At 71.6% G+C, this 20,068-nt stretch carries 20 protein-coding genes; 5 read left to right on the forward strand and 15 right to left on the reverse strand.

The genetic code is table 11. The features are described from left to right. Window positions 1-425: 425 nt before the first annotated feature. Complete coding sequence (locus tag ACIQM0_RS29280; RefSeq protein WP_401292238.1) at window positions 426-1,142, forward strand: hypothetical protein; 717 nt, start codon at window positions 426-428, stop codon at window positions 1,140-1,142. A gap of 24 nt (window positions 1,143-1,166) precedes the next feature. On the opposite strand, the gene recX is transcribed toward ACIQM0_RS29280, so the two are convergent. The 4 genes from recX to ACIQM0_RS29300 form a co-directional block, all read right to left on the reverse strand. Beyond that, a complete protein-coding gene (recX, locus tag ACIQM0_RS29285) occupies window positions 1,167-1,913 on the reverse strand; it encodes a recombination regulator RecX (protein ID WP_401292241.1) in 747 nt (248 codons plus the stop codon). A 3-nt stretch (window positions 1,914-1,916) separates the two neighbouring features. After that, window positions 1,917-3,047, reverse strand: coding sequence for a recombinase RecA (recA, locus tag ACIQM0_RS29290; RefSeq protein WP_401292244.1), 1,131 nt, complete (start codon window positions 3,045-3,047; stop codon window positions 1,917-1,919). Window positions 3,048-3,356: 309 nt separating this feature from the next. Next, complete coding sequence (locus tag ACIQM0_RS29295; protein ID WP_401292303.1) at window positions 3,357-4,526, reverse strand: AI-2E family transporter; 1,170 nt, start codon at window positions 4,524-4,526, stop codon at window positions 3,357-3,359. Window positions 4,527-4,710: 184 nt separating this feature from the next. Next, window positions 4,711-4,905 carry a DUF3046 domain-containing protein gene (locus tag ACIQM0_RS29300; protein WP_401292245.1) on the reverse strand — a complete coding sequence of 65 codons (195 nt, stop codon included), beginning with the start codon at window positions 4,903-4,905 and terminating at the stop codon, window positions 4,711-4,713. A gap of 79 nt (window positions 4,906-4,984) precedes the next feature. Between ACIQM0_RS29300 and ACIQM0_RS29305 the strand changes: the two genes are divergently transcribed. Next, on the forward strand, window positions 4,985-5,899 hold the full coding sequence (locus ACIQM0_RS29305; protein ID WP_401292247.1) for a hypothetical protein: 915 nt from the start codon (window positions 4,985-4,987) through the stop codon (window positions 5,897-5,899). Between the two features lie 24 nt (window positions 5,900-5,923). Here the strand turns inward: ACIQM0_RS29305 and ACIQM0_RS29310 are convergent, their stop codons facing one another. The 3 genes from ACIQM0_RS29310 to ACIQM0_RS29320 are packed head-to-tail and all read right to left on the reverse strand — an operon-like array spanning window position 5,924 to window position 7,900. After that, complete coding sequence (locus tag ACIQM0_RS29310; RefSeq protein ID WP_363072708.1) at window positions 5,924-6,229, reverse strand: AzlD domain-containing protein; 306 nt, start codon at window positions 6,227-6,229, stop codon at window positions 5,924-5,926. After that, entirely contained in the window at window positions 6,226-7,026 is an 801-nt protein-coding gene (locus ACIQM0_RS29315) for an AzlC family ABC transporter permease (RefSeq protein WP_401292249.1), read from the reverse strand. Before ACIQM0_RS29315 ends, ACIQM0_RS29310 begins: the two co-directional genes overlap by 4 nt. A 10-nt stretch (window positions 7,027-7,036) precedes the next feature. Further along, complete coding sequence (locus tag ACIQM0_RS29320) at window positions 7,037-7,900, reverse strand: AraC family transcriptional regulator (RefSeq protein ID WP_363026131.1); 864 nt, start codon at window positions 7,898-7,900, stop codon at window positions 7,037-7,039. Between the two features lie 138 nt (window positions 7,901-8,038). Between ACIQM0_RS29320 and ACIQM0_RS29325 the strand changes: the two genes are divergently transcribed. The 3 genes from ACIQM0_RS29325 (at window position 8,039) to ACIQM0_RS29335 (ending at window position 14,413) form a co-directional block, all read left to right on the forward strand. Beyond that, a complete protein-coding gene (locus ACIQM0_RS29325) occupies window positions 8,039-12,712 on the forward strand; it encodes a DEAD/DEAH box helicase (RefSeq protein ID WP_401292252.1) in 4,674 nt (1,557 codons plus the stop codon). Between the two features lie 72 nt (window positions 12,713-12,784). Then, a complete protein-coding gene (locus ACIQM0_RS29330; RefSeq protein WP_401292255.1) occupies window positions 12,785-13,612 on the forward strand; it encodes a DNA-formamidopyrimidine glycosylase family protein in 828 nt (275 codons plus the stop codon). Window positions 13,613-13,648: 36 nt separating this feature from the next. After that, the gene (locus ACIQM0_RS29335) at window positions 13,649-14,413 is read left to right on the forward strand and encodes an SDR family NAD(P)-dependent oxidoreductase (RefSeq protein WP_401292256.1); all 765 of its coding nucleotides are present in this window, start codon (window positions 13,649-13,651) and stop codon (window positions 14,411-14,413) included. Here ACIQM0_RS29335 and ACIQM0_RS29340 read toward each other — a convergent pair. From ACIQM0_RS29340 to ACIQM0_RS29375, 8 genes are all read right to left on the reverse strand, one after another. After that, a complete protein-coding gene (locus ACIQM0_RS29340; RefSeq protein ID WP_401292258.1) occupies window positions 14,361-14,660 on the reverse strand; it encodes a hypothetical protein in 300 nt (99 codons plus the stop codon). The genes ACIQM0_RS29335 and ACIQM0_RS29340 overlap by 53 nt on opposite strands. Window positions 14,661-14,851: 191 nt before the next feature. Continuing rightward, complete coding sequence (locus ACIQM0_RS29345; RefSeq protein ID WP_401292261.1) at window positions 14,852-15,046, reverse strand: CsbD family protein; 195 nt, start codon at window positions 15,044-15,046, stop codon at window positions 14,852-14,854. A 109-nt stretch (window positions 15,047-15,155) separates the two neighbouring features. Then, window positions 15,156-15,626 (reverse strand): Dps family protein, encoded by a 471-nt coding sequence (locus ACIQM0_RS29350; RefSeq protein WP_401292264.1) that lies wholly within the window; start codon window positions 15,624-15,626, stop codon window positions 15,156-15,158. A gap of 212 nt (window positions 15,627-15,838) precedes the next feature. Further along, window positions 15,839-16,222 (reverse strand): helix-turn-helix domain-containing protein, encoded by a 384-nt coding sequence (locus tag ACIQM0_RS29355; protein WP_024492760.1) that lies wholly within the window; start codon window positions 16,220-16,222, stop codon window positions 15,839-15,841. A gap of 109 nt (window positions 16,223-16,331) precedes the next feature. Beyond that, complete coding sequence (locus ACIQM0_RS29360) at window positions 16,332-16,841, reverse strand: CinA family protein (RefSeq protein WP_401292267.1); 510 nt, start codon at window positions 16,839-16,841, stop codon at window positions 16,332-16,334. Next, window positions 16,838-17,608, reverse strand: coding sequence for a CDP-diacylglycerol--glycerol-3-phosphate 3-phosphatidyltransferase (gene pgsA / locus ACIQM0_RS29365; protein ID WP_401292269.1), 771 nt, complete (start codon window positions 17,606-17,608; stop codon window positions 16,838-16,840). Before pgsA ends, ACIQM0_RS29360 begins: the two co-directional genes overlap by 4 nt. Continuing rightward, on the reverse strand, window positions 17,605-19,083 hold the full coding sequence (rimO, locus tag ACIQM0_RS29370) for a 30S ribosomal protein S12 methylthiotransferase RimO (RefSeq protein ID WP_363026148.1): 1,479 nt from the start codon (window positions 19,081-19,083) through the stop codon (window positions 17,605-17,607). The genes pgsA and rimO overlap by 4 nt, the downstream gene beginning before the upstream one ends. A 133-nt stretch (window positions 19,084-19,216) precedes the next feature. Continuing rightward, window positions 19,217-20,017 (reverse strand): helix-turn-helix domain-containing protein, encoded by an 801-nt coding sequence (locus ACIQM0_RS29375; RefSeq protein ID WP_401292272.1) that lies wholly within the window; start codon window positions 20,015-20,017, stop codon window positions 19,217-19,219. Window positions 20,018-20,068: the final 51 nt, after the last annotated feature.

The following is a 20,068-nucleotide window of genomic DNA, read 5'->3' on the forward strand; positions in this document are numbered from 1 at the left end:
GTCGCCCGCGGTGCGGTCGCCTGCGGTGTGGTCGCCGAGCTGCTGCCGTCACGGGGCCTGCGTGCCCCGGGCCCTGAGCTCTCGGCCCTGAGCTCTCGGCTCTGGGCTCCTGGCTCCTGGCTCCTGGCTCCTGGCTCCTGGGGCAGGTCGTCCGCCACGTGTCTGTGGCGGGCCCGTTTCGGCATGCGTCACACACTGCTCTGCGCACTGGCACCTGCGCACTGGAGCGTTCCGCCGTCTTCGTGCGGGGGCTTTCCCCCCGCACCGAGAGGCACTCCCCGGCCCGCGCGTCCAAGGGCGACCTCCCGGCCCGAATCCGTCGCGACACACCCGTATGGCCTCGCTCCGGTGGAGCGATCCGCGTGCGGGACGGACATTCGCCTCAACGACAAGGACCGCACCGCTATGACGGGGAGCCCGCACCGATGCCGACCACCGCCCTCACCCCTGACGAACTCGACATCCAGGCCGCTCGTCTCCACGACACCGATGCGTGGCACCAGATCGTCACGAGCTGGGACCTCACGGCCCAGGAACCCGTACGCCCTGTTCCGGCCGTGCCCGATCCAGCCCAGTCCGATCGGGACGGGTCCGATCCGGACGGCCTGTCACACCCGCTACACCCGTCGCATACAACACACACGTCGCACCCAGCGCAGGAGGACCCGGCCGACTGGCGTGGCCTGCTGTCCGTGCCGGTGGATCAGCTCATCGCGGATACGGTCCGCGCCCTGCCCGCCACCGCGCCGCGCGAGCGTCCGCTCCCCGGGCGCCTCGGTGCGGTACTGCCCGACCGGCTCCACTCCTGGCGGCGCATCGGACAGCCCGAGGTGCGGCCCTCCACCCATCTCGCCCATGCGCGGCAGATCCTGACCGAGTGGGGCTGGCAGAACACCCCGTACAAGCTGCGCAACGCGAGGGGCGCCCGTTGCGTCTGCGGTGCCATGCTCACCGCGCACCGCCTCGGCTACGGTTCGCAGGCCACCGTCGACCGGGCCGGCGCCTGGCTGATCACCGAGCTCCGCTCCCAGGGCTGGACCGGGCTGATCGGGCCGTGGAACCGCTACCCCGGGCGCACCGCCGCAGACGCTGTCGCCCTGATCGACGCCACCATCAGCCGCGCCGCCCGCGCCGGGCAGTAGGCACGCAGCAGGGGTGCCGGCCGGTCAGAAGGGCTCGTCCAGCCCTTCCGTGTCCTCGCCCTCTTCCTCGAGTGCCCTGCGGACCACGCGCAGGGCCATTCCCTCCCCGTATCCCTTGCGGGCGAGCATGCCGGCGAGCCGGCGCAGTCGCTTGTCGCGGTCCAGCCCTCGGGTGGACCGGAGCTTGCGCGCGACGAGTTCGCGCGCCGTCGCCTCCTCCTGCTCCGGGTCGAGCTGGCCGATGGCTTCGTCGATGACCGCCGAGTCCACGCCCTTGGTCCGCAGCTCACGGACGAGTGCGCGGCGGGCGAGCCCACGGCTCTGATGCCGGGATTCCACCCAGGCGTCGGCGAACGCGGCATCGTCGATCAGACCGACATCCTCGAAGCGCGACAGCACTTCTTCGGCGGCCTCGTCGGGGATCTCCCGTTTGTGCAGGGCGTCCGCGAGTTGCTTGCGGGTGCGCGGGGTCCCGGTGAGCAGGCGCAGACAGATGTTGCGCGCCTCCTCGACCGGGTCTCGCGGCTCCCCCTTCTCGGCCCTCGACGAGGAGGGGGAGCCGCTGCTTCTGGAACGGGAGCGGGAACGGCGCCCGCCCCCTTCACCGAATCCGGAGCCCGAACCCGCCCCCCGGCCTCGGCCGGTCCCCGCCGACTCGTAGGGAAGACCGGACTCGGGATCGGATCCGGTGGTGTGTCCGGCAGCGGATTCGGGGCCGGGGCCCGCGCCGGATTCGGCGGCGCTGCCCGGCCACTCCGTACGACGCGTCACGGTCTAGCTCTTGGCCGCCGCCGTCTTGGCCGGCTTCGCCTTGCCGGCCGCAGCGGACACCGGCTTCGCCGCACCGTCGGCAGGAGCCGCGGCGGTTCCGGCCGCGTCCGCTCCGGACTCGGCGGGCACTGCCTCGGGCCGCACACCGACGCCCAGCTTCTCCAGGATCTTCTTCTCGATCTCGTTGGCGAGATCGGGGTTGTCCTTGAGGAAGTTGCGGGCGTTCTCCTTGCCCTGACCGAGCTGGTCGCCCTCGTACGTGTACCAGGCGCCGGCCTTGCGCACGAAGCCGTTGTCCACGCCCATGTCGATCAGGCCGCCCTCACGGCTGATCCCCTGGCCGTAGAGGATGTCGAACTCGGCCTGCTTGAAGGGCGGTGCGACCTTGTTCTTGACGACCTTGACGCGGGTGCGGTTACCGACGGCGTCGGTGCCGTCCTTGAGCGTCTCGATCCGTCGGATGTCGAGGCGCACCGAGGCGTAGAACTTGAGCGCACGGCCACCGGTGGTGGTCTCGGGCGAGCCGAACATCACACCGATCTTCTCGCGGAGCTGGTTGATGAAGATCGCGGTGGTCTTGGACTGGTTGAGCGCGCTGGTGATCTTGCGGAGCGCCTGGCTCATCAGACGGGCCTGCAGACCCACGTGCGAGTCACCCATCTCGCCCTCGATCTCCGCACGGGGCACCAGGGCCGCGACGGAGTCGATGACGATCAGGTCGAGGGCGCCCGAGCGGATCAGCATGTCCACGATCTCAAGGGCCTGCTCACCGTTGTCCGGCTGGGACAGGATGAGGTTGTCGATGTCGACACCGAGCTTCTTCGCGTACTCGGGGTCGAGGGCGTGTTCGGCGTCGATGAAGGCCACCGTGCCGCCGAGCTTCTGCGCGTTCGCCACGGCGTGCAGTGTCAGCGTCGTCTTACCGGAGGACTCCGGTCCGTACACCTCCACCACGCGGCCGCGCGGGAGGCCGCCGACGCCGAGCGCGACGTCGAGCGCCGTCGAGCCGGTGGGGATCACTTCGATGGGCTCGTTCGGCCGCTCACCGAGGCGCATCACCGCGCCCTTGCCGAATTGCCGTTCGATCTGTGCGAGTGCGGCGTCCAGCGCCTTCTCGCGGTCGTTTCCTGCCATGGGTTCCACCCGATTTGCTTGAGTCGATCGCTTCACGTCTCAGACGCTAACCCCTGCCACTGACAATGGGCCTCGGCGTCCTCCCGGCCTGTGGACAACTCCACGGTCGAGCCCGGCAAAACCCGGCCGGAATCCCATGAGAACGGATGTTCGATTTTGGTGTCAAGCGCACCACGCCGCACCGACTCGCCCTCAGGGTAGCGCTCCAGTACCGGGCATTCCGGAAGTTACTGCCACATATTCGCCGTAACGCTCGATACCGACGCTACGGCGGCATCAGTGGTGAGAAGCGCCTCCGGGCACGCCCCCTCAGGAGCGCGGCTGCCGCCCCTGCGGCTCCTCGTCCGTCCCCTGCCCGCCGTCGTCCTCCGGGGCGTGCCAGAGCCGGCGCAGCCGCGCGGACACCGGTACGCCGCGCCCCCACTGGTGCCGGCCCTGCACGCGCGGGTCGTCCGTGACGTCGTACCGCTTCACGTAGGCGCCGAGGAAGGCCTGCAGCGTGGCCACGGCCGGGATGGCGATCAGCGCGCCGACGGCGCCCATCAGCGCCGTACCCGCGATCACCGAGCCGAAGGCGACCGCCGGGTGGATGTCCACGGTCCTGGAGGTCAGCTTGGGCTGCAGCACATAGTTCTCGAACTGCTGGTACACCACGACGAACCCCAGGATCCAGAGGGCGTACCAGGGGTCGACGGTGAAGCCGATCAGCATCGGCAGGGCGCCCGCCAGATAGGTGCCGATCGTGGGGATGAACTGCGACACGAGCCCGACCCAGACCGCGAGCGCCGGTGCGTACGGCACTCCGAGAGCCGCCAGCAGGATGTAGTGCGCGACTCCGGAGATGAGCGCCATCAGGCCGCGCGAGTAGAGATATCCACCGGTCTTGGCGACCGCGATCTCCCAGGCCCGCAGCACCTCGGCCTGGCGGGACGGCGGGAGGACGGAACACAGCCCGCGTCGCAGCCGGGGCCCGTCGGCTGCGAAGTAGAAGGAGAACAGGAAGATCGTCAGCAGCCGGAACAGGCCGCCGAGGACCGTGGTCGACACGTCGAGCACACCGGTCGCACTGTTCTGGACGTACTTCTGCAGCCAGTCGGAGTGCAGCAGGCTGTCCTGCACCTCGACCCGGGAGAGCTCCGTGTGGAAGGTCTGGTTGACCCAGTTGATCACCGAGTCGAGGTACTTGGGGAACTCGTCGACCATGTCGACGATCTGGCCCGCGAGCATCGAGCCGAGCATCACGACGAAACCGATGCTCGCGATCAGCACGGCGAGGAAGACCAGGAAGGTGGCGAGGCCCCGGCGCATGCCTGCGGCCGACATGCGGCTCACCGCGGGCTCGATGGCGAGCGCCAGGAAGAAGGCGATCAGCACGTTGATCAGCAGCCCGATGAGCTGGTCGAACGCCCAGCTCCCGAGCCGGAAGCAGGCGTAGAGCGCAAGGGCCAGCACCATCGCACGCGGCAGCCAGACGGGCATGCGGGCCGGCCCGGTGCCGGACGGCGGGGCCGGTGGCTCGACCGGTGGGACGGGCGGGGGGATGGGGGGCTGGGTCTGAGCGGTCTCGTCTGTCGGTGCCACGGAACCAGTCTCGCCTACGGCTGCGACACGCTGTCGCGCACCCCGGGCAACCGTCACCCGGCGCGGGGCGCCGAGCCGTGCGTCAGCGCTTGTCCGAGGGGATGCCGACCGCCGTGCAGACTCCGCGCCAGACGTCCTTGGCGTCCCAGCCGGCGGCCAGGGCCTGATGCACCGTGCGCCCGCCGAGCTCGGCCATCACATGGTCGCGCGCGAAGGAGTCGGCGTACCCCGCGCCGAAGTGGTCCGCCATCCGTTCCCAGAAAATCGTCAACCGCATGCCATCAGTATCCCGCTCCTGAGAGTGCAGACGGGCCGCCTGCCCTTGCCGACAGCGTTCACCGGCCTACGGTCGGTCCATGGCTGGAACCGGAGAAAGTCCCCTCAACCGTGCCGAGCAGTTCATCTGGCTCACGGCCCGTGTCCTCGAACAGCGGCGGTTCGCCCATCACTTCCTGAAAGGAAGTGCGGATGCCGTGGAAACGGCGCTCGCCGCCTATCTCAATGAGGACGGCGGGTACGGTCACGCGCTCGAACCCGACCTGCGCGGCCCCGTCAGTCAGCCGCTGCACACGGCCCACGCGCTGAGCGTCCTCGACTCCATCGGCCGTTGCGACGGTCTCCGGGTGGAGCGGATCTGCCGCTTCCTTACGGATGTGTCCACGAAGGAGGGGGCACTGCCCGCGCTCCTTCCCTCGCAACGCGGCTATCCGGCCGCGCCGTTCATCCCGATCGTCGACGACCCGCCGGCCGAGCTGCTGGCCACCGGCCCCGTTGTCGGATTACTGCACCGCAACGCGGTCTGGCATGCCTGGCTGTTCCGGGCCACCGACTTCTGCTGGGCCGCCGTCGACGCCCTTCAGGTGTCGCACCCGTACGAGATCGAGGCGGCCGTCGCCTTTCTCGACGGAGCCCCGGACCGGTCGCGGGCCGAGGCCGCGGCCGATCGCCTGGGGCGCCTGGTACGCGACCAGCGGCTCGCCGTGCTGGATCCGGAGCAGCGCGGGGGGTACCCGGTGGCGGCCGGTTACGCGCCCGGCGAGCAGCACTTCCCGTACGACTACGCCCGTGCCCCCGAGTCGCTCGCCCGCCGGTGGTTCACCGACGCGGAGATGGAGCTGTCGCTGGACCACCTGGCGGCCGGGCAGGAGGCGGACGGCGGCTGGCCGGTGACCTGGCGGCAGTGGGCGCCGGGGACCGCGCTGGAGGGGCGGCCCCTGGTGACGCTCAGGGCGTTGCAGACGCTGCGCGCGCACGGGCGCGGCCTCGGCTGACACGGGTCCTCGTGCGGTGTGCGTTCACCCGAGGGCCCGCACCGCGGCGGTGACGGCCACGGCGGCGCCCACCACGACGAGGAAGGGTGCGCGCAGGACGAGTGCGAGCGCCGCCGCGGCGAGGCCTGCGCCCCTGGCGTCCAGTACCAGGTGCTGCCCGTCACCGAAGGTCTGCTGCGCGGTCAGGGCGGCCAGGAGCGCCACCGGCAGCAGCGCGGCGAGGCGCTGCACGAGGGGGCGCTCCAGGGCTCCGGCGGGCACCAGGAGCCCGAGGAGTTTGGCGAGGTAGCAGCCGACGGCGGTCAGCGCGATGGCGATCCAGACGTTCATCGGCCGTCCTCCGGAGTGCTCGTGCGCGCAGCCGTCGCGCCATTCTTGTCGTTCATGTCCCTCGGGCCCTTGTCGCGTCCCCTCATGAAGAGGACGACGGGTGCCGCGAGCGCGGACACCAGTACGGGCATCCCGGCGGGCAGTACCGGCAGCAGACCGAGGACGAGGACGACCGCGATCCCTGCGGTGACGCGTTCCGTGGTCGTCTTCAGCATCGGCGCGAGCAGGGCGAGGAAGACGGCGGGGCTGGCCGCGTCCAGCCCCCAGGCGTCGGTGTCGCCGAGTGCCTCGGCGCCCAGGGCGCCGACCAGCGTGGTGAGGTTCCACAGCACATAGAGCGTGAGCCCGGTGACGGTGAAGCCGATCCTGGCGGCCCGCCGGGTGGGCTGGGGCAGCGTCACCGCTGTCGTCTCGTCGATCACCCAGTGGGCGGCGAAGGGGCGCACGGCGCGCGGGAGTGCGAGCAGCTGCGACAGCCGCAGGCCGTAGAACGAGTTGCGTACGCCGAGGAAGAAGGCTCCGGCTGCGGCGGTGTACGGATTGCCGCCCGCGGCGAGGGCGCCCACCAGGGCGAACTGGGAGGCACCGGTGAAGACGAGGAGGCTGAGCGCGCAGGTCTGCAGCAGGCTCAGTCCGGAACCGGCCGAGGTGACGCCGAAGGCGAAGCCGGAGAGTCCGACGGCGATGCCGACGCCGAGCGCGTCACGTACGACGGCCGCGTCGGGCTTCGCCCCGGCGATGATCACACTGCCGTCGGCCGGTTCGCCGGTTCTCTGAGGTGTTGTCTGTTCTGCCACGGCCGGAACGCTACCCGGGCGGCTCAGCACCGGTCTTGTACGTTCTTGCACGTTCGCGCTGGTAGGCGCCCGGCGGCACGCCCACGATCCGGGTGAAGTGACGGTTGAGGTGTGGCTGGTCGGTGAAGCCGACCTCGGCGGCCGCCACCGCGGGAGGCGTGCCCGCGTCGAGCATCCGGCGCGCCCGTCGGACCCGGGCGTCGGTGAGCCAGGTGTGCGGCGGCATCCCGTACTGCTTCTTGAAGGCTCTCAGCAGCGCGAACGGGCTCGTGCCCAGCTCGGTGGCCAGCGCCTCCAGCGTGGGCGGCCCGGCCATCCTGCTCTCCAGTACGGCACGGGCACGCTCCGCGTCCCGCGCGCCCGCCGCCCTGGGCTCGAAGACGGGAAGCGCGCTGCCGTGCCGGGTGAGCAGACGCGTGACCATGACCCGCAGCAGACTGTCCGCGGCGAGTGCGTTGCCCTCCTCCGCCGCGCGGTGGACCTCGCGGATCAGCCGGGCCGCGTACGGATCGACCACGCCGGTCTCGGTGAAGCCGACCGTGCCGCGCAGGCTCGTCGTGTCGGCCGCGATGTCGTTGATCACCTGTGCGGACGGGTAGAGCGTGGCGTACACCCACCCCTCGGGGACACCGGCGCGGGCGGTGTGCGGCACCTCCGGGTTGATCATGACGACGGTGCCGGGTCCGGCGTGGACGGTGCCGCCGGGCAGCCCGACATCCTCGACCCCGTCGCTGATGGTGCCGAACACATAGCCCTCGTGGCTGTGGCGCGGGAAGGTGTGGCGGACGTAGCGGGCCCGCAGCAGGTCGAGGTCGGGCAGCTCCGCGTACTGCCAGTGCCTCGCCCACTCCCCCGGCCCCGCGGTTCCCGCCACACCCGAATTCTCGCAGCTCGCGGCGGAGGTCACCGACCGTGGCCACCGGGCCCGCGGAACCGGCCGGAGCGGGTGGCCCGGCCCGGTCGCAGGGCGGCTTCGCGGCCGTTGTCAGTGGCGGGGTGCACGATGGGGAGCATGACCGGCTCCGCACTCGATTCGTTCTCCTCCGCGACCCGCGGCTGGTTCACGGGCGCCTTCAGCGCGCCGACGGCCGCGCAGGAGGGTGCCTGGCGGGCGATCGGTGCCGGGTCGGACGTGCTGGTCGTCGCGCCGACCGGATCGGGCAAGACTCTGGCCGCCTTCCTCGCCGCCCTGGACCAGCTGACGGCGGTCCCGCCGCCCGCCGAGGCGAAGAAGCGCTGCCGGGTGCTGTACGTATCGCCGCTCAAGGCCCTCGCGGTCGACGTGGAGCGCAATCTCCGCTCCCCGCTCACCGGCATCCGCCAGGAGTCGGTGCGCCTCGGACTGCCCGAGCCAGAGGTACGTGTGGGGATCCGCTCGGGCGACACCCCGCCGGCCGAGCGCCGGTCGATGGCGAACAAGCCGCCGGACATCCTGATCACCACGCCCGAGTCCCTGTTCCTGATGCTGACCTCCTCGGCCCGGGAGGCGCTGGCCGGGATCGAGACGGTGATCCTGGACGAGGTGCATGCCGTCGCGGGTACCAAGCGGGGCGCCCATCTCGCCCTGTCGCTGGAGCGCCTCGACGAACTGCTGCCGCGGCCGGCCCGCCGGATCGGCCTGTCCGCCACGGTCCGCCCGGTCGACGAGGTGGCACGGTTCCTCTCCCCGCAGCGGAGAGTGGAGATCGTCCAGCCGCCGTCCACCAAACAGTTCGACCTGTCGGTGGTCGTACCGGTCGAGGACCTGGGCGAGCTCGGCGGCTCCCCCGCCGCCGGCACCGACACCGCGGGCCAGGGGGACAAGCCGTCGATCTGGCCGCATGTGGAGGAGCGGATCGCCGATCTCGTCCAGGCGCACCGCTCCACCATCGTCTTCGCCAACTCCCGCCGTCTCGCCGAGCGGCTCTGCAACCGGCTCAATGAGATCGCGTACGAGCGGGCCACCGGCGAGACGATGCCGGAGGCCCACTCACCCGCCGAGATCATGGCCGAGTCGGGTGCCGCGAAGGGAGCACCGGCTCTGCTCGCGCGGGCGCACCACGGATCGGTCTCCAAGGAACAGCGGGCCCAGGTCGAGGAGGACCTCAAGGCGGGCAGGCTGCCCGCGGTCGTCGCCACCTCAAGCCTGGAGCTGGGCATCGACATGGGCGCGGTCGACCTGGTGATCCAGGTGGAGTCACCGCCGTCGGTCGCCTCCGGGCTGCAGCGGGTCGGCCGTGCCGGACACCAGGTGGGCGCGGTGTCCACCGGGGTCGTGTTCCCGAAGTACCGCGGTGACCTGGTGCAGGCGGCGGTGGTCACCGAGCGGATGCGCGAGGGTTCCATCGAGGCGCTGCGGATCCCGTCCAATCCGCTGGACGTGCTGGCCCAGCAGTTGGTCGCGATGGTCGCCCTGGACAGCTGGCAGGTGGACGACCTGCTGGCCGTGACCCGCCGGGCCGCCCCTTTCGCCTCGCTTCCCGAGTCGGCGTTCACCGCGGTGCTCGACATGCTGGCCGGCCGCTATCCGTCCGACGCCTTCGCCGAACTGCGCCCGCGCGTGGTCTGGGACCGCGTCGCGGGTACGGTCACGGGCCGTCCCGGCGCCCAGCGGCTCGCCGTCACCTCCGGTGGCACCATTCCCGACCGCGGACTCTTCGGGGTCTTCCTCGCGGGAGCCGACCCCAAGAAGGGCGGCGGCCGGGTCGGTGAGCTGGACGAGGAGATGGTGTACGAGTCCCGGGTCGGCGACGTCTTCACGCTGGGCACCACGTCCTGGCGGATCGAGGACATCACCCGCGACCGGGTCCTGGTGTCGCCCGCGCCCGGCGTCCCCGGGCGGCTGCCGTTCTGGAAGGGCGACCAGCTGGGCCGCCCGTTGGAGCTGGGCCGCGCCCTGGGCGCCTTCCTCCGCGAGCTCGGCGGGCTGTCCCCCGAGGACGCGCGGCAACGGCTGCTGGCCGCGGGCCTGGACACCTGGGCCGTGGACAACGTGCTGTCGTACATCGACGAGCAGCGCCGGGCCTGTGGTCACGTACCGGACGACCGGACGATCCTCGTCGAGCGTTTCCGCGACGAGCTGGGCGACTGGCGCGTCGTCGTGCACTCGCCCTTCGGCGCCCAGGTGCACGCCCCCTGGGCACTCGCGCTCAGCGCCCGCCTCGCCGAGCGGTACGGCATGGACGCCCAGGTCATGCACGCCGACGACGGCATCGTCCTCAGGCTGCCGGACGCCGACATGATGGGCCTGGATCTCCTCGACTTCGACCCGGTCGACCAGGACCGGGCCGCCGCCCCCGGCGGCGGGGCGCCGTCCCCGCTGTCGAACGCCGCCCAGGACAGCGACCAGCCCCCCGTCGGCGCCGCCGATGTCGCCTTCGACCAGGGCGAGATCGGGCAGATCGTCACCGACCAGGTCGGCGGTTCCGCCCTGTTCGCCTCCCGGTTCCGCGAGTGCGCGGCCAGGGCACTGCTGCTCCCGCGGCGCAGCCCCGGCAAGCGCACACCGCTGTGGCAGCAGCGGCAGCGGGCCTCCCAGCTCCTCCAGGTCGCCTCCGAGTTCGGCTCCTTCCCCATCGTTCTCGAAGCGGTCCGTGAATGCCTCCAGGACGTCTTCGACGTCCCCGGGCTCACCGAAGTGATGGGTGACCTGGAAGCACGCCGGATCCGCCTGGTCGAGGTGACGACCCAGGAACCCTCACCCTTCGCGCGCTCGCTCCTGTTCGGCTACGTCGCACAGTTCCTGTACGAGGGCGACTCGCCCCTCGCCGAGCGGCGGGCCGCCGCGCTCTCCCTCGACTCCCATCTCCTGGCCGAGCTGCTGGGCCAGGCGGAGCTGCGCGAGCTGCTCGACGCCGACGTCCTGACCGAGCTGGAGCGGGAACTCCAGTGGCTGACCGAGGACCGCCGGATCAAGGACGTCGAGGGCGTCGCCGACCTGCTGCGGGTCCTCGGACCGCTCACCTCCGCGGAACTGGCCGAGCGCGGGGCCGAACCACCGTGGGCGCAGGAGCTGTCATCGGCCCGCCGGGCCATCCGGGTCCGGATCGGCGGCGGCGAGCACTGGGCGGCGATCGAGGACGCCGGACGGCTGCGCGACGCCCTGGGCACGGCGCTCCCCGTCGGCGTCCCGGAGGCGTTCACCGAACCGGTGAAGGACCCGCTCGGCGACCTCCTCGCCCGCTACGCCCGTACGCACGGCCCGTTCACCTCCACCGCGGCCGCCGCCCGATTCGGACTCGGCACCGCCGTCACCGACGGTGCGCTGCAACGGCTGGCGGCCTCCGGCCGGATCGTCCAGGGGGAGTTCCATCCCGCCGGCATCGGCCAGGAGTGGTGCGACGCCACGGTGCTGCGGCGACTGCGGCGCCGCTCGCTCGCCGCGCTCCGGCACGAGCTGGAGCCGGTCCCGCCCGCCGCCCTCGCGGGCTTCCTGCCCCAGTGGCAGCATCTCGGCAGCAACAGCCTGCGCGGAATCGACGGACTGGCCCGTGCCATCGAGCAGTTGCAGGGCGCACCCGTGCCCGCGTCGGCCCTGGAGAAGCTGGTCCTGCCCGGCCGGGTCACCGGCTACTCCCCCGCGCTGCTCGACGAACTCACCACCACCGGCGAGGTCGTGTGGGCCGGGGCGGGCGCCCTCCCCGGCAAGGACGGCTGGCTCTCCCTCTACCTGGCCGACAGCGCCCCCCTGCTGCTGGCTCCTCCGCGCCCGCTGGAGCTCAGCGCACTGCACGAATCCGTACTCACCGCCCTGACCGGCGGGTACGGACTCTTCTTCCGGCAGATCGCCGATCAGGTCCGGGCCACCACGCACCCGGACTGCACCGATCCGCAGCTGGCGGACGCGCTCTGGGACCTCACCTGGTCGGGGCGGCTCACCAACGACACGCTGGCACCGCTGCGTTCACTGCTCGGCTCCGGCCGCACCGCCGGGTCGACCGCGCACCGCGCCAGACGGAACGTCCCGCGCGGCCGTTACGGCTCGCTGACGGCCGCGGCCCGCCCGGCCTCGCGCACCGGACCGCCCACCGTGTCGGGCCGCTGGTCCCTGCTGCCCGCCGCCGAGCCGGACCCCACGCACCGGGCCCACGCCCTGGCCCGCACCCTGCTGGACCGGCACGGGGTGGTGACCCGCGGCGCGGTCCAGGCCGAGGGCGTCGAGGGCGGCTTCTCCGCCGCGTACCGCGTGCTGTCCGTCTTCGAGGACAACGGTCAGGCGCGCCGCGGCTATGTCGTGGAGGGGCTGGGGGCCGCACAGTTCGCCATGGACGGCGCTGTCGACCGGCTCCGCGCGGCCTCCACCGCCCGCGACCGGAAGGAACCGGGCGTGGCGCCGGGCGCCCTGGTCCTCGCCGCGGCCGACCCTGCCAACGCCTACGGTGCGGCGCTGCCCTGGCCCGAGCCACCGGACGGGGCCGGGCACAAGCCCGGCCGCAAGGCGGGCGCCCTCGTGGTCCTGGTCGACGGCGAGCTGACGCTCTACATGGAGCGCGGCGGGAAGACGCTGCTGGCCTGGCCGACCGATCCGGATGATCCCGCGCTCCGGGCGGCCGCCGCCGCCCTGGCCGCGGCCGCCCGCGCCGGAGCCCTCGGCACGGTGACGGTGGAGCGCACCAACGGCGCCTCGGCACTGACCTCGCCGCTGGGCCGCACGCTGGAGTCGGCCGGTTTCCTCGCCACCCCCAGAGGCCTCCGCCTCCGCGCCTGACCCGGCCCTCGCAGCGCCACGGCTGCCGCCCGGGAACCGTCCCGCGGCCCGCATCCCGCGCATCATGGACACATGCCCGAAGGAGACACCGTCCTGCAGACCGCCAGGCGTCTGCACCACGCGCTCACGGATCAGGTCCTCACCAGGTCCGATCTGCGCGTCCCCCGGTTCGCCACCGCCGACCTCACCGGCCGGACCGTGCTCGGCACCCTCTCGCGCGGCAAGCATCTGCTGACCCGCTTCGAGGGCGGCCTGACCCTCCACAGCCATCTGCGGATGGACGGCGCCTGGCGGATCTACGGCCCTGACGAGCGCTGGCGCGGCGGCCCCGCACACCAGATCCGCGCGATCCTCGCCAACACCGCGCACACGGCCGTCGGCTACCGCCTCCCCGTCCTCGAACTCCTGCGCACCGCGGACGAGGAGAAGGCGGTCGGCCACCTCGGCCCGGACCTCCTGGGGCCCGACTGGGACGCCGACACAGCGCTGCGCAATCTGCTCGCCGACCCCGCCCGACCGCTCGGCGAGGCCCTCCTCGACCAGCGCAACCTGGCCGGCATCGGCAACATCTACAAGGCCGAGCTGTGCTTCCTGGCCCGTGCCACGCCCTGGCTCCCCATCGGTGAACTGCCCGCCGCCACGGCCGCCCTTCTGGTGAGCACCGCCCACCAGCTCCTCGAAGCCAACCGCGACCGTCCGGTCCGCGTCACCACCATCGGCGCGCGACCCCGCACCGCCACCGGCCGGCCTTCCCGCACCGGCCGCCCGAGCGAGAACCTCTGGGTCTACGGCAGAACGCACCGCCCCTGCCTGCGCTGCGGAACGCCCATCCGCGCGGCCGAACAGGACGCCCGCCCCGCCTACTGGTGCCCAGCCTGCCAATCCGGCCCCACCCACTAGTTGACGCCCCGTCAGATTCAGTCGTACGGTCCGGTCATGTCCCTCGCCGCGTACGACCTCACCGGCCGATCCGCGTTCGTCACCGGCGCGGCAGGCGGCATCGGCCGCGCCTGCGCCGTCCTCCTCTCGGAGGCGGGCGCCACCGTCCACTGCGCGGATCTCGATGAGAAGGGCCTCCAGGAAACCCTGGAGCTGATCACCGCGGCGGGTGGCGAAGCCCACACCCACCCGCTGGATGTCACCGACCGCGATCAGGTCCGGGCCGCCGTCGCGGCCGCCGGAGATCTGGACATCCTGGCCGCCGTCGCCGGGATCATGCACACGAGCAGCGTCCTGGAGACCGCTGACGAGGACCTCGACCGCGTGCTCTCGGTCAACTTCAAGGGTGTTCTGTACGCCTGCCAGGAAGTGGCCCGTTCCCTGCTCGCCCGCGACGCCCCCGGCTCGCTGATCACCATGGCCTCGGGTGCGGTCGACGCCGCGAGCCCGGGACTGCTCTGCTACAGCGCGGCCAAAGCGGCGGTGGTCCAGCTGACCAAGACCCTGGCGGCCGAGCTGGGGCCGCGGGCCATTCGGGTCAACGCCGTCGCCCCTGGCTGGGTCCGCACCCCCATGACCGCCCGCCACGACGCGGAGCAGCAGCACCGGGCGGAGGCCGCCATGGCGCGGATATCGCCGCTGGGCAGGGTCGGGGAGCCCATGGACGTGGCGCACACGGTTCTGCATCTGGCGTCCGACGCGTCGGCCTTCATGACAGGCCAGATCCTCCGCCCGAACGGCGGCGTCGCCATGCCCTGGTAGCCGCCGTGGCAGCCCACCGGGACCGCATCTCCTCGGCGCACCGCCGCAGGAGGCCGGTACCCGCGTCGAATATCCCGGTCGGCCGGGCGGTCGCGGCCACATGCACCGGCAGGAGGCTCAGCCCCCAGCCGCCCGCCGCCACCGCTCCCTCGACCACCCCGGTGTGCGCCGGCTCCAGCACCAGCCGCAGCACGGCCCACCACCACACACCACCGAGAACGAGCGCCGGCACCCATCGCCGTGCCATGGCTGCCTCCTCCGGCCGAACCCAGTACCCCCGGCAATATGTCGGGCCCGATCACCCGACGGGAGAGCGCACCGGTGCAGTACCGGCGCGCACGGCGCAGTCGCACACCTTCGCAGTCTCACCCGGCGCCATCGGGGCCGCATCCAGAGCGGAGCCCCCACCGCTTCCGGTGGGGGCTCCGTGTCCGGCTGTCAGCCCTTGTCGTCGCCGGTCAGGGAGTCCTTGACGCCCTCGGCGCGCTCCTTGGCGTCGCCCATGGCCCCCTTGGCCTGACCCTTCGCCTGGTCCGTCTTGCCTTCGGTCTCCTTGCGGCGGTCACCGGTCATCTTGCCCATGGCCTCCTTGGCCTTGCCGGTGATCTTGTCCTTCGCGCTTCCGTCAGTCATGGTGACTCCTTCGGATGGGGCGGACCGGCAACTGCCCGAACACGGGCAGGCCGGGAGTGAGGGGGCGGTCCGGCGCGATGGCGCCCGACCGGGTGAAACAGGGGGCGGGTCAGGCGCTCTCCGCCTGGAACATCCACGCGTGCTTCTCGAGGTCAGCGGTCAGCGAGATCAGGATGTCCTGGCTGACCGGATCGGGGTCGCCGGTCACCTCGATCCGCTCGCGCATCCGGCCGATCACCACGCTGAGTGCGTCGACCAGGGTCCGTACCGCGTCCACGTCCTTGACCCAGCCCTGGGGCACGGAGTCGATGGCCGTGGTCCTGGCGATGGTCCCCGACCGACCGTCCGGGTTGACACCCAGCGCGGAGGCCCGTTCGGCGACCGTGTCGGAGTGCTGGCGGGCGGTGTCGACGACCTCGTCGAGCTGAAGGTGCACAGACCTGAAGCGTGGCCCCACCACGTTCCAGTGGACCTGCTTCGCGACCAGGGAGAGGTCGACGAGATCCACCAGGGCGCCCTGGAGCGCATCGCCGACCGACTTGAGGTCGGCCTCGGACAGCGGGCTCTTCACCACAGACATGCACGTCTCCGATCTGGTATCCATTCCGTTCAGCACCACCCACGATGGCACAAACGAAGCAAAAGGGTCATTCGGGGAAGGAACCGCACGAGACCCTTCCCCGGCCTCACACAGTGCGCTTGCCCGCCACAGCTCCTCGCACACATGCAGAAACCCCGGTCCGCCCCCTGAGGGGAGGACCGGGGCTCCGGCTTCAGACCGAACCGAGCGGGTCAGGCGGCGACGACATCCACCGCTTCCGCAGGCGCCTTGATGGTCACCCGTCCCGTCGGCACACCCGCCACCGACGAAACAGAGACGGAATTGAGCCTGGGGCGCACCGGCACGGGTACCGGGTCGCCGGCTGCTGCCGACTCGGCCAGTTCAGCCAGCGACAGATCATCGCTCACTTCACGCATGAGCTCGGACATCCGTACGTCAAGCGCGTCGCAAATGGCGGAGAGCAGTTCGGAGGATGCCTCCTTCTGCCCCCGCTCCACCTCGGAGAGATAGCCGAGCGAAACTCGGGCGGACGAGGAGACTTCGCGCAGAGTACGGCCTTGGCGCTGGCGCTGCCGACGCAGCACGTCACCAAGCAGGCGACGGAGCAGAATCATCGGTGGCTCCCTCCTCGGACCGCGTAGCCGCATCCTTCACGCCCCACCGTACCGCCTAGCGCCGCGGCCGTGCGGGGAGCGATGTCGTGTTCACTCAGGGCTGCAAACATCAATTCCCCCCGATCTGTTCCGTATCCTGTCCGCTCGCGTACCCGCCGAGTTCGCCGGAGAGCAGATCGAGCACGCTCCGTACGCTCTCATTACGGATGTCCGCTCGTCCGCCGTTCAACCGCAGCGTGGCCACTTTCGCCGCCCCGCCAGGCCCGCACACTGCGACGAAGACCGTTCCCACCGTACGGCCGTCCTGCTGCTCCGGGCCCGCTACACCCGTGGTGGCCAGCCCCCAGTCCGCTCCGAGGACCCGGCGTACGCCCGCGGCCATCTGGGACGCGACCTCGGGGTCCACCGCCCCGCGCGAGGCCAGAAGGGCCGGATCCACACCCAGGACTTCACTCTTCAGGGGGGTCGCGTAGGCCGTCACGGAGCCGCGGAACGCCTGCGAGGCACCGGGTACGGAGGTCAGCTCCGCCGCGACCAGGCCGCCGGTCAGCGACTCGGCGACAGCCAGGGTCTCCCCCCGCTCGACGAGCAGCCGCAGCACCCGGGCCGCGGCTGTCACCGCTCGGCCTCCGCCGCGCCGCGGGCTCCTGAGGTCTCTGAGGTCCCGGGGACCCGGTCCGCGCCTCCGGTGTCCTCCGACGTCTGCGCGGCCGCCTCGACGGCTTCCTGCGCCGCGGCAGACCGCTCCGCCGCGAGACCCTGGCGTCGCAGCACGACGGCCTGGCGCACGTAGTCCAGACCGGTGACGACCGTCAGCACGACGGCGACCGCCATCACCCAGAACCGCAGCGTCGCCAGCGGTCCGGTCAGCGCCAGGACGTACATCCCGGCGGCGATCGCCTGCGACAGCGTCTTCATCTTGCCGCCGCGGCTGGCCGGAATCACCCCGTGCCGGATCACCCAGAACCGCAGCACGGTGATGCCGAGCTCGCGGAAGAGGATCACGCCCGTGACCCACCAGGGCAGATCACCGAGGTACGAGAGGCAGATCAGCGCGGCGCCCATGATCGCCTTGTCGGCGATCGGGTCGGCGATCTTCCCGAAGTCGGTGACCAGGTTGTACGTGCGCGCCAGATGTCCGTCGAACAGGTCGGTGATCATCGCGATGGCGAAGGCCGCCCAGGCGAAGGAACGCCAGGCCGGGTCGTATCCGCCGTTGTGGAGCAGCAGCAGGACGAATCCCGGCACCAGCACCAGTCGGGCCATGGTGAGGAGGTTGGCGATGTTCCACAGGCTCGCCTGGTTGACGGCCGCAGTGCCCAGCTTCCCGCCGCGGACCGGCGTCGCGCCGGAGCCCCCTGTCGCGGATGCCGGCGCTCCGGTCATCTGGCCACCTCCGCAAGCTCACGGCATTCGGCCACCAGGTCCACGCCCTCGGTGCCCACTGCCTTTGCCTCGACCATACGGCCCGGGACGAGTCCCTCGCGTGCGGTGAAGAGCACCTGGCCGTCCGTTTCGGGCGCCTGGTGGGCCGCACGGCCCACGGCGCGCGACTCGTCCTCGGTCGCCTCGACCGACTCGACCAGCACCTGGAGCGTCTCGCCGACCCGTTCCTCGGCCCGCTGGGAGGTCAGCTCCTCGGCCAGCTGCGAAATGTGCGCGAGGCGCTCCGCGATGGTGTCGGCGTCCAGCTTGTCGCTGTAGCCGACGGCCTCGGTGCCGTCCTCGTCGGAGTAGCCGAAGACGCCGATGGCGTCGAGACGCGCACCGGTGAGGAACCGTTCCAGCTCCGCCAGGTCGGCCTCGGTCTCGCCGGGGAAGCCCACGATGAAGTTGGAGCGGGCGCCGGCGTACGGGGCCTTGCCCCGGATGGTGTCCAGGAGCTCCAGGAAGCTGTCGGTGTCGCCGAACCGGCGCATCGCCCGCAGCACACCGGGTGCCGAGTGCTGGAAGGAGAGGTCGAAGTAGGGCGCGACCTTCGGCGTCGAGGTCAGTACGTCGATCAGACCGGGCCGCATCTCGGCGGGCTGCAGGTAGCTGACCCGGATGCGCTCGATCCCGTCGACGTCCGCGAGCTCCGGCAGCAGCGTCTCCAGCAGCCGGATGTCACCGAGGTCCTTCCCGTACGAGGTGTTGTTCTCGGAGACCAGCATGACCTCCTTCACGCCCTGCTCGGCCAGCCACCGGGTCTCGCCCAGGACGTCCGAGGGCCGCCGCGAGATGAAGGAGCCGCGGAAGGACGGGATGGCGCAGAAGGAGCAGCGGCGGTCGCAGCCGGAGGCCAGCTTCACCGAGGCGACGGGGCTGGTGCCGAGCCGGCGGCGCAGGGGTGCCCGCGGGCCGGAGACCGGGGCGACACCCTCCGGGAGGTCGGCGGGGGCCGGTGCGGCCTCCTGGGCGTGGCCGGGCAGCGCCACGACGGCGTCCTGGCGGTCGGCCGGGCTGATGGGCAGCAGTTTGCGGCGGTCCCGCGGGGTGTGCGAGGCGTGGATGCCACCGTTGAGGATGGTCTGGAGGCGGTCCGAGATGTCTGCGTAGTCGTCGAATCCGAGGACTCCGTCCGCTTCCGGCAGGGCCTCCGCGAGGTCCTTGCCGTAGCGCTCGGCCATGCAGCCGACGGCGACGACGGCCTGGGTGCGGCCGTGGTCCTTCAGATCATTCGCTTCGAGCAGGGCATCGACGGAGTCCTTCTTGGCGGCCTCGACGAATCCACAGGTGTTGACCACGGCGACATCGGCATCGGAGGCATCCTCGACGAGCTCCCAGCCGTCCGCTGCCAAGCGGCCTGCGAGCTCCTCCGAGTCCACCTCGTTACGGGCGCAGCCAAGAGTGACAAGGGCGACGGTACGGCGTTCGGGCATGGGCTCAAGACTACTTTGTCCCGGCACTGGCCCCACCGTGCAGGTGCCACGCTTACAGGGAGTAACAAAGCGGCGAGCGCCCGGCGCGATGGCCGGGCGCTCGCCGCAGGGTGCGAAGCGTGGAGTGCTGCGGTCAGCCGACCTCGGGATCACCCTTGGTGTACGAGAGCCGCTCGACCTGACCGGGCTGGAACTGGTCCTCGACCTTCTTGCCGTTGACGAAGAGCTCGACCGAGCCGGCGTCGCCGAGGACGAGGTCGACCCGCTCCTTGTCCTGGAACGTCTTCGACTGGCCCTGCTGGAGCAGCCCGTCGAAGAGCAGCCGGCCGTTGTGGTCCTTGGCGGAGATCCAGCTCTTGCCCTGACTGGCGCTGAGCTTGACCGTCACCTTGTCCTGCGGCGCCGCGGCAATGGCGCTGTCGGAGGGAGCCGGCTTGGGATCGGCCGACTTGCTCGCCGACGGCTTGGGGGTGGTCTTGGCGGACGTCGGGCCCTCGGCGACCTGGTTGGCCGCCGGGGAGTCGTCGCCGCCCTTGAAGAACGTGAAGCCGACGAACCCGACCACGGCGACGATGGCCGCGACCATGGCCGCGGTCCAGTTGGGCCGTCGGGGTTCGGAACGGATCCGCTCGGCCTCGAACAGCGGAGCCGCCGGCGTGGGCGCCGGACGGCCGCCGTGCTCGCCGTCGTACTGCGAGACGAGCGGTTCCGGATCGATGGCGACGGCACGTGCCAGCGTGCGGATATGGCCGCGCGCATACACGTCGCCGCCGCAGCGGGAGAAGTCGTCCGCCTCGATCGCGTGCACGATGGGGATGCGCACCCGGGTGGACGTGCTGACCTCTTCGACCGTGAGACCTGCGGCGATTCGAGCCTGCTGGAGCACTCGACCGATCGAAGGCTGGTCGTCTTCGGGGGAGTTGCCGATGGACACGGGGGCGCCTTTCGAGCGTGAGCCACCTGCTGGATGTTCAGTCTAGGGGGG

The organism is Streptomyces sp. NPDC091387, assembly GCF_044756945.1.
In the GTDB taxonomy this organism is placed as follows: domain Bacteria; phylum Actinomycetota; class Actinomycetes; order Streptomycetales; family Streptomycetaceae; genus Streptomyces.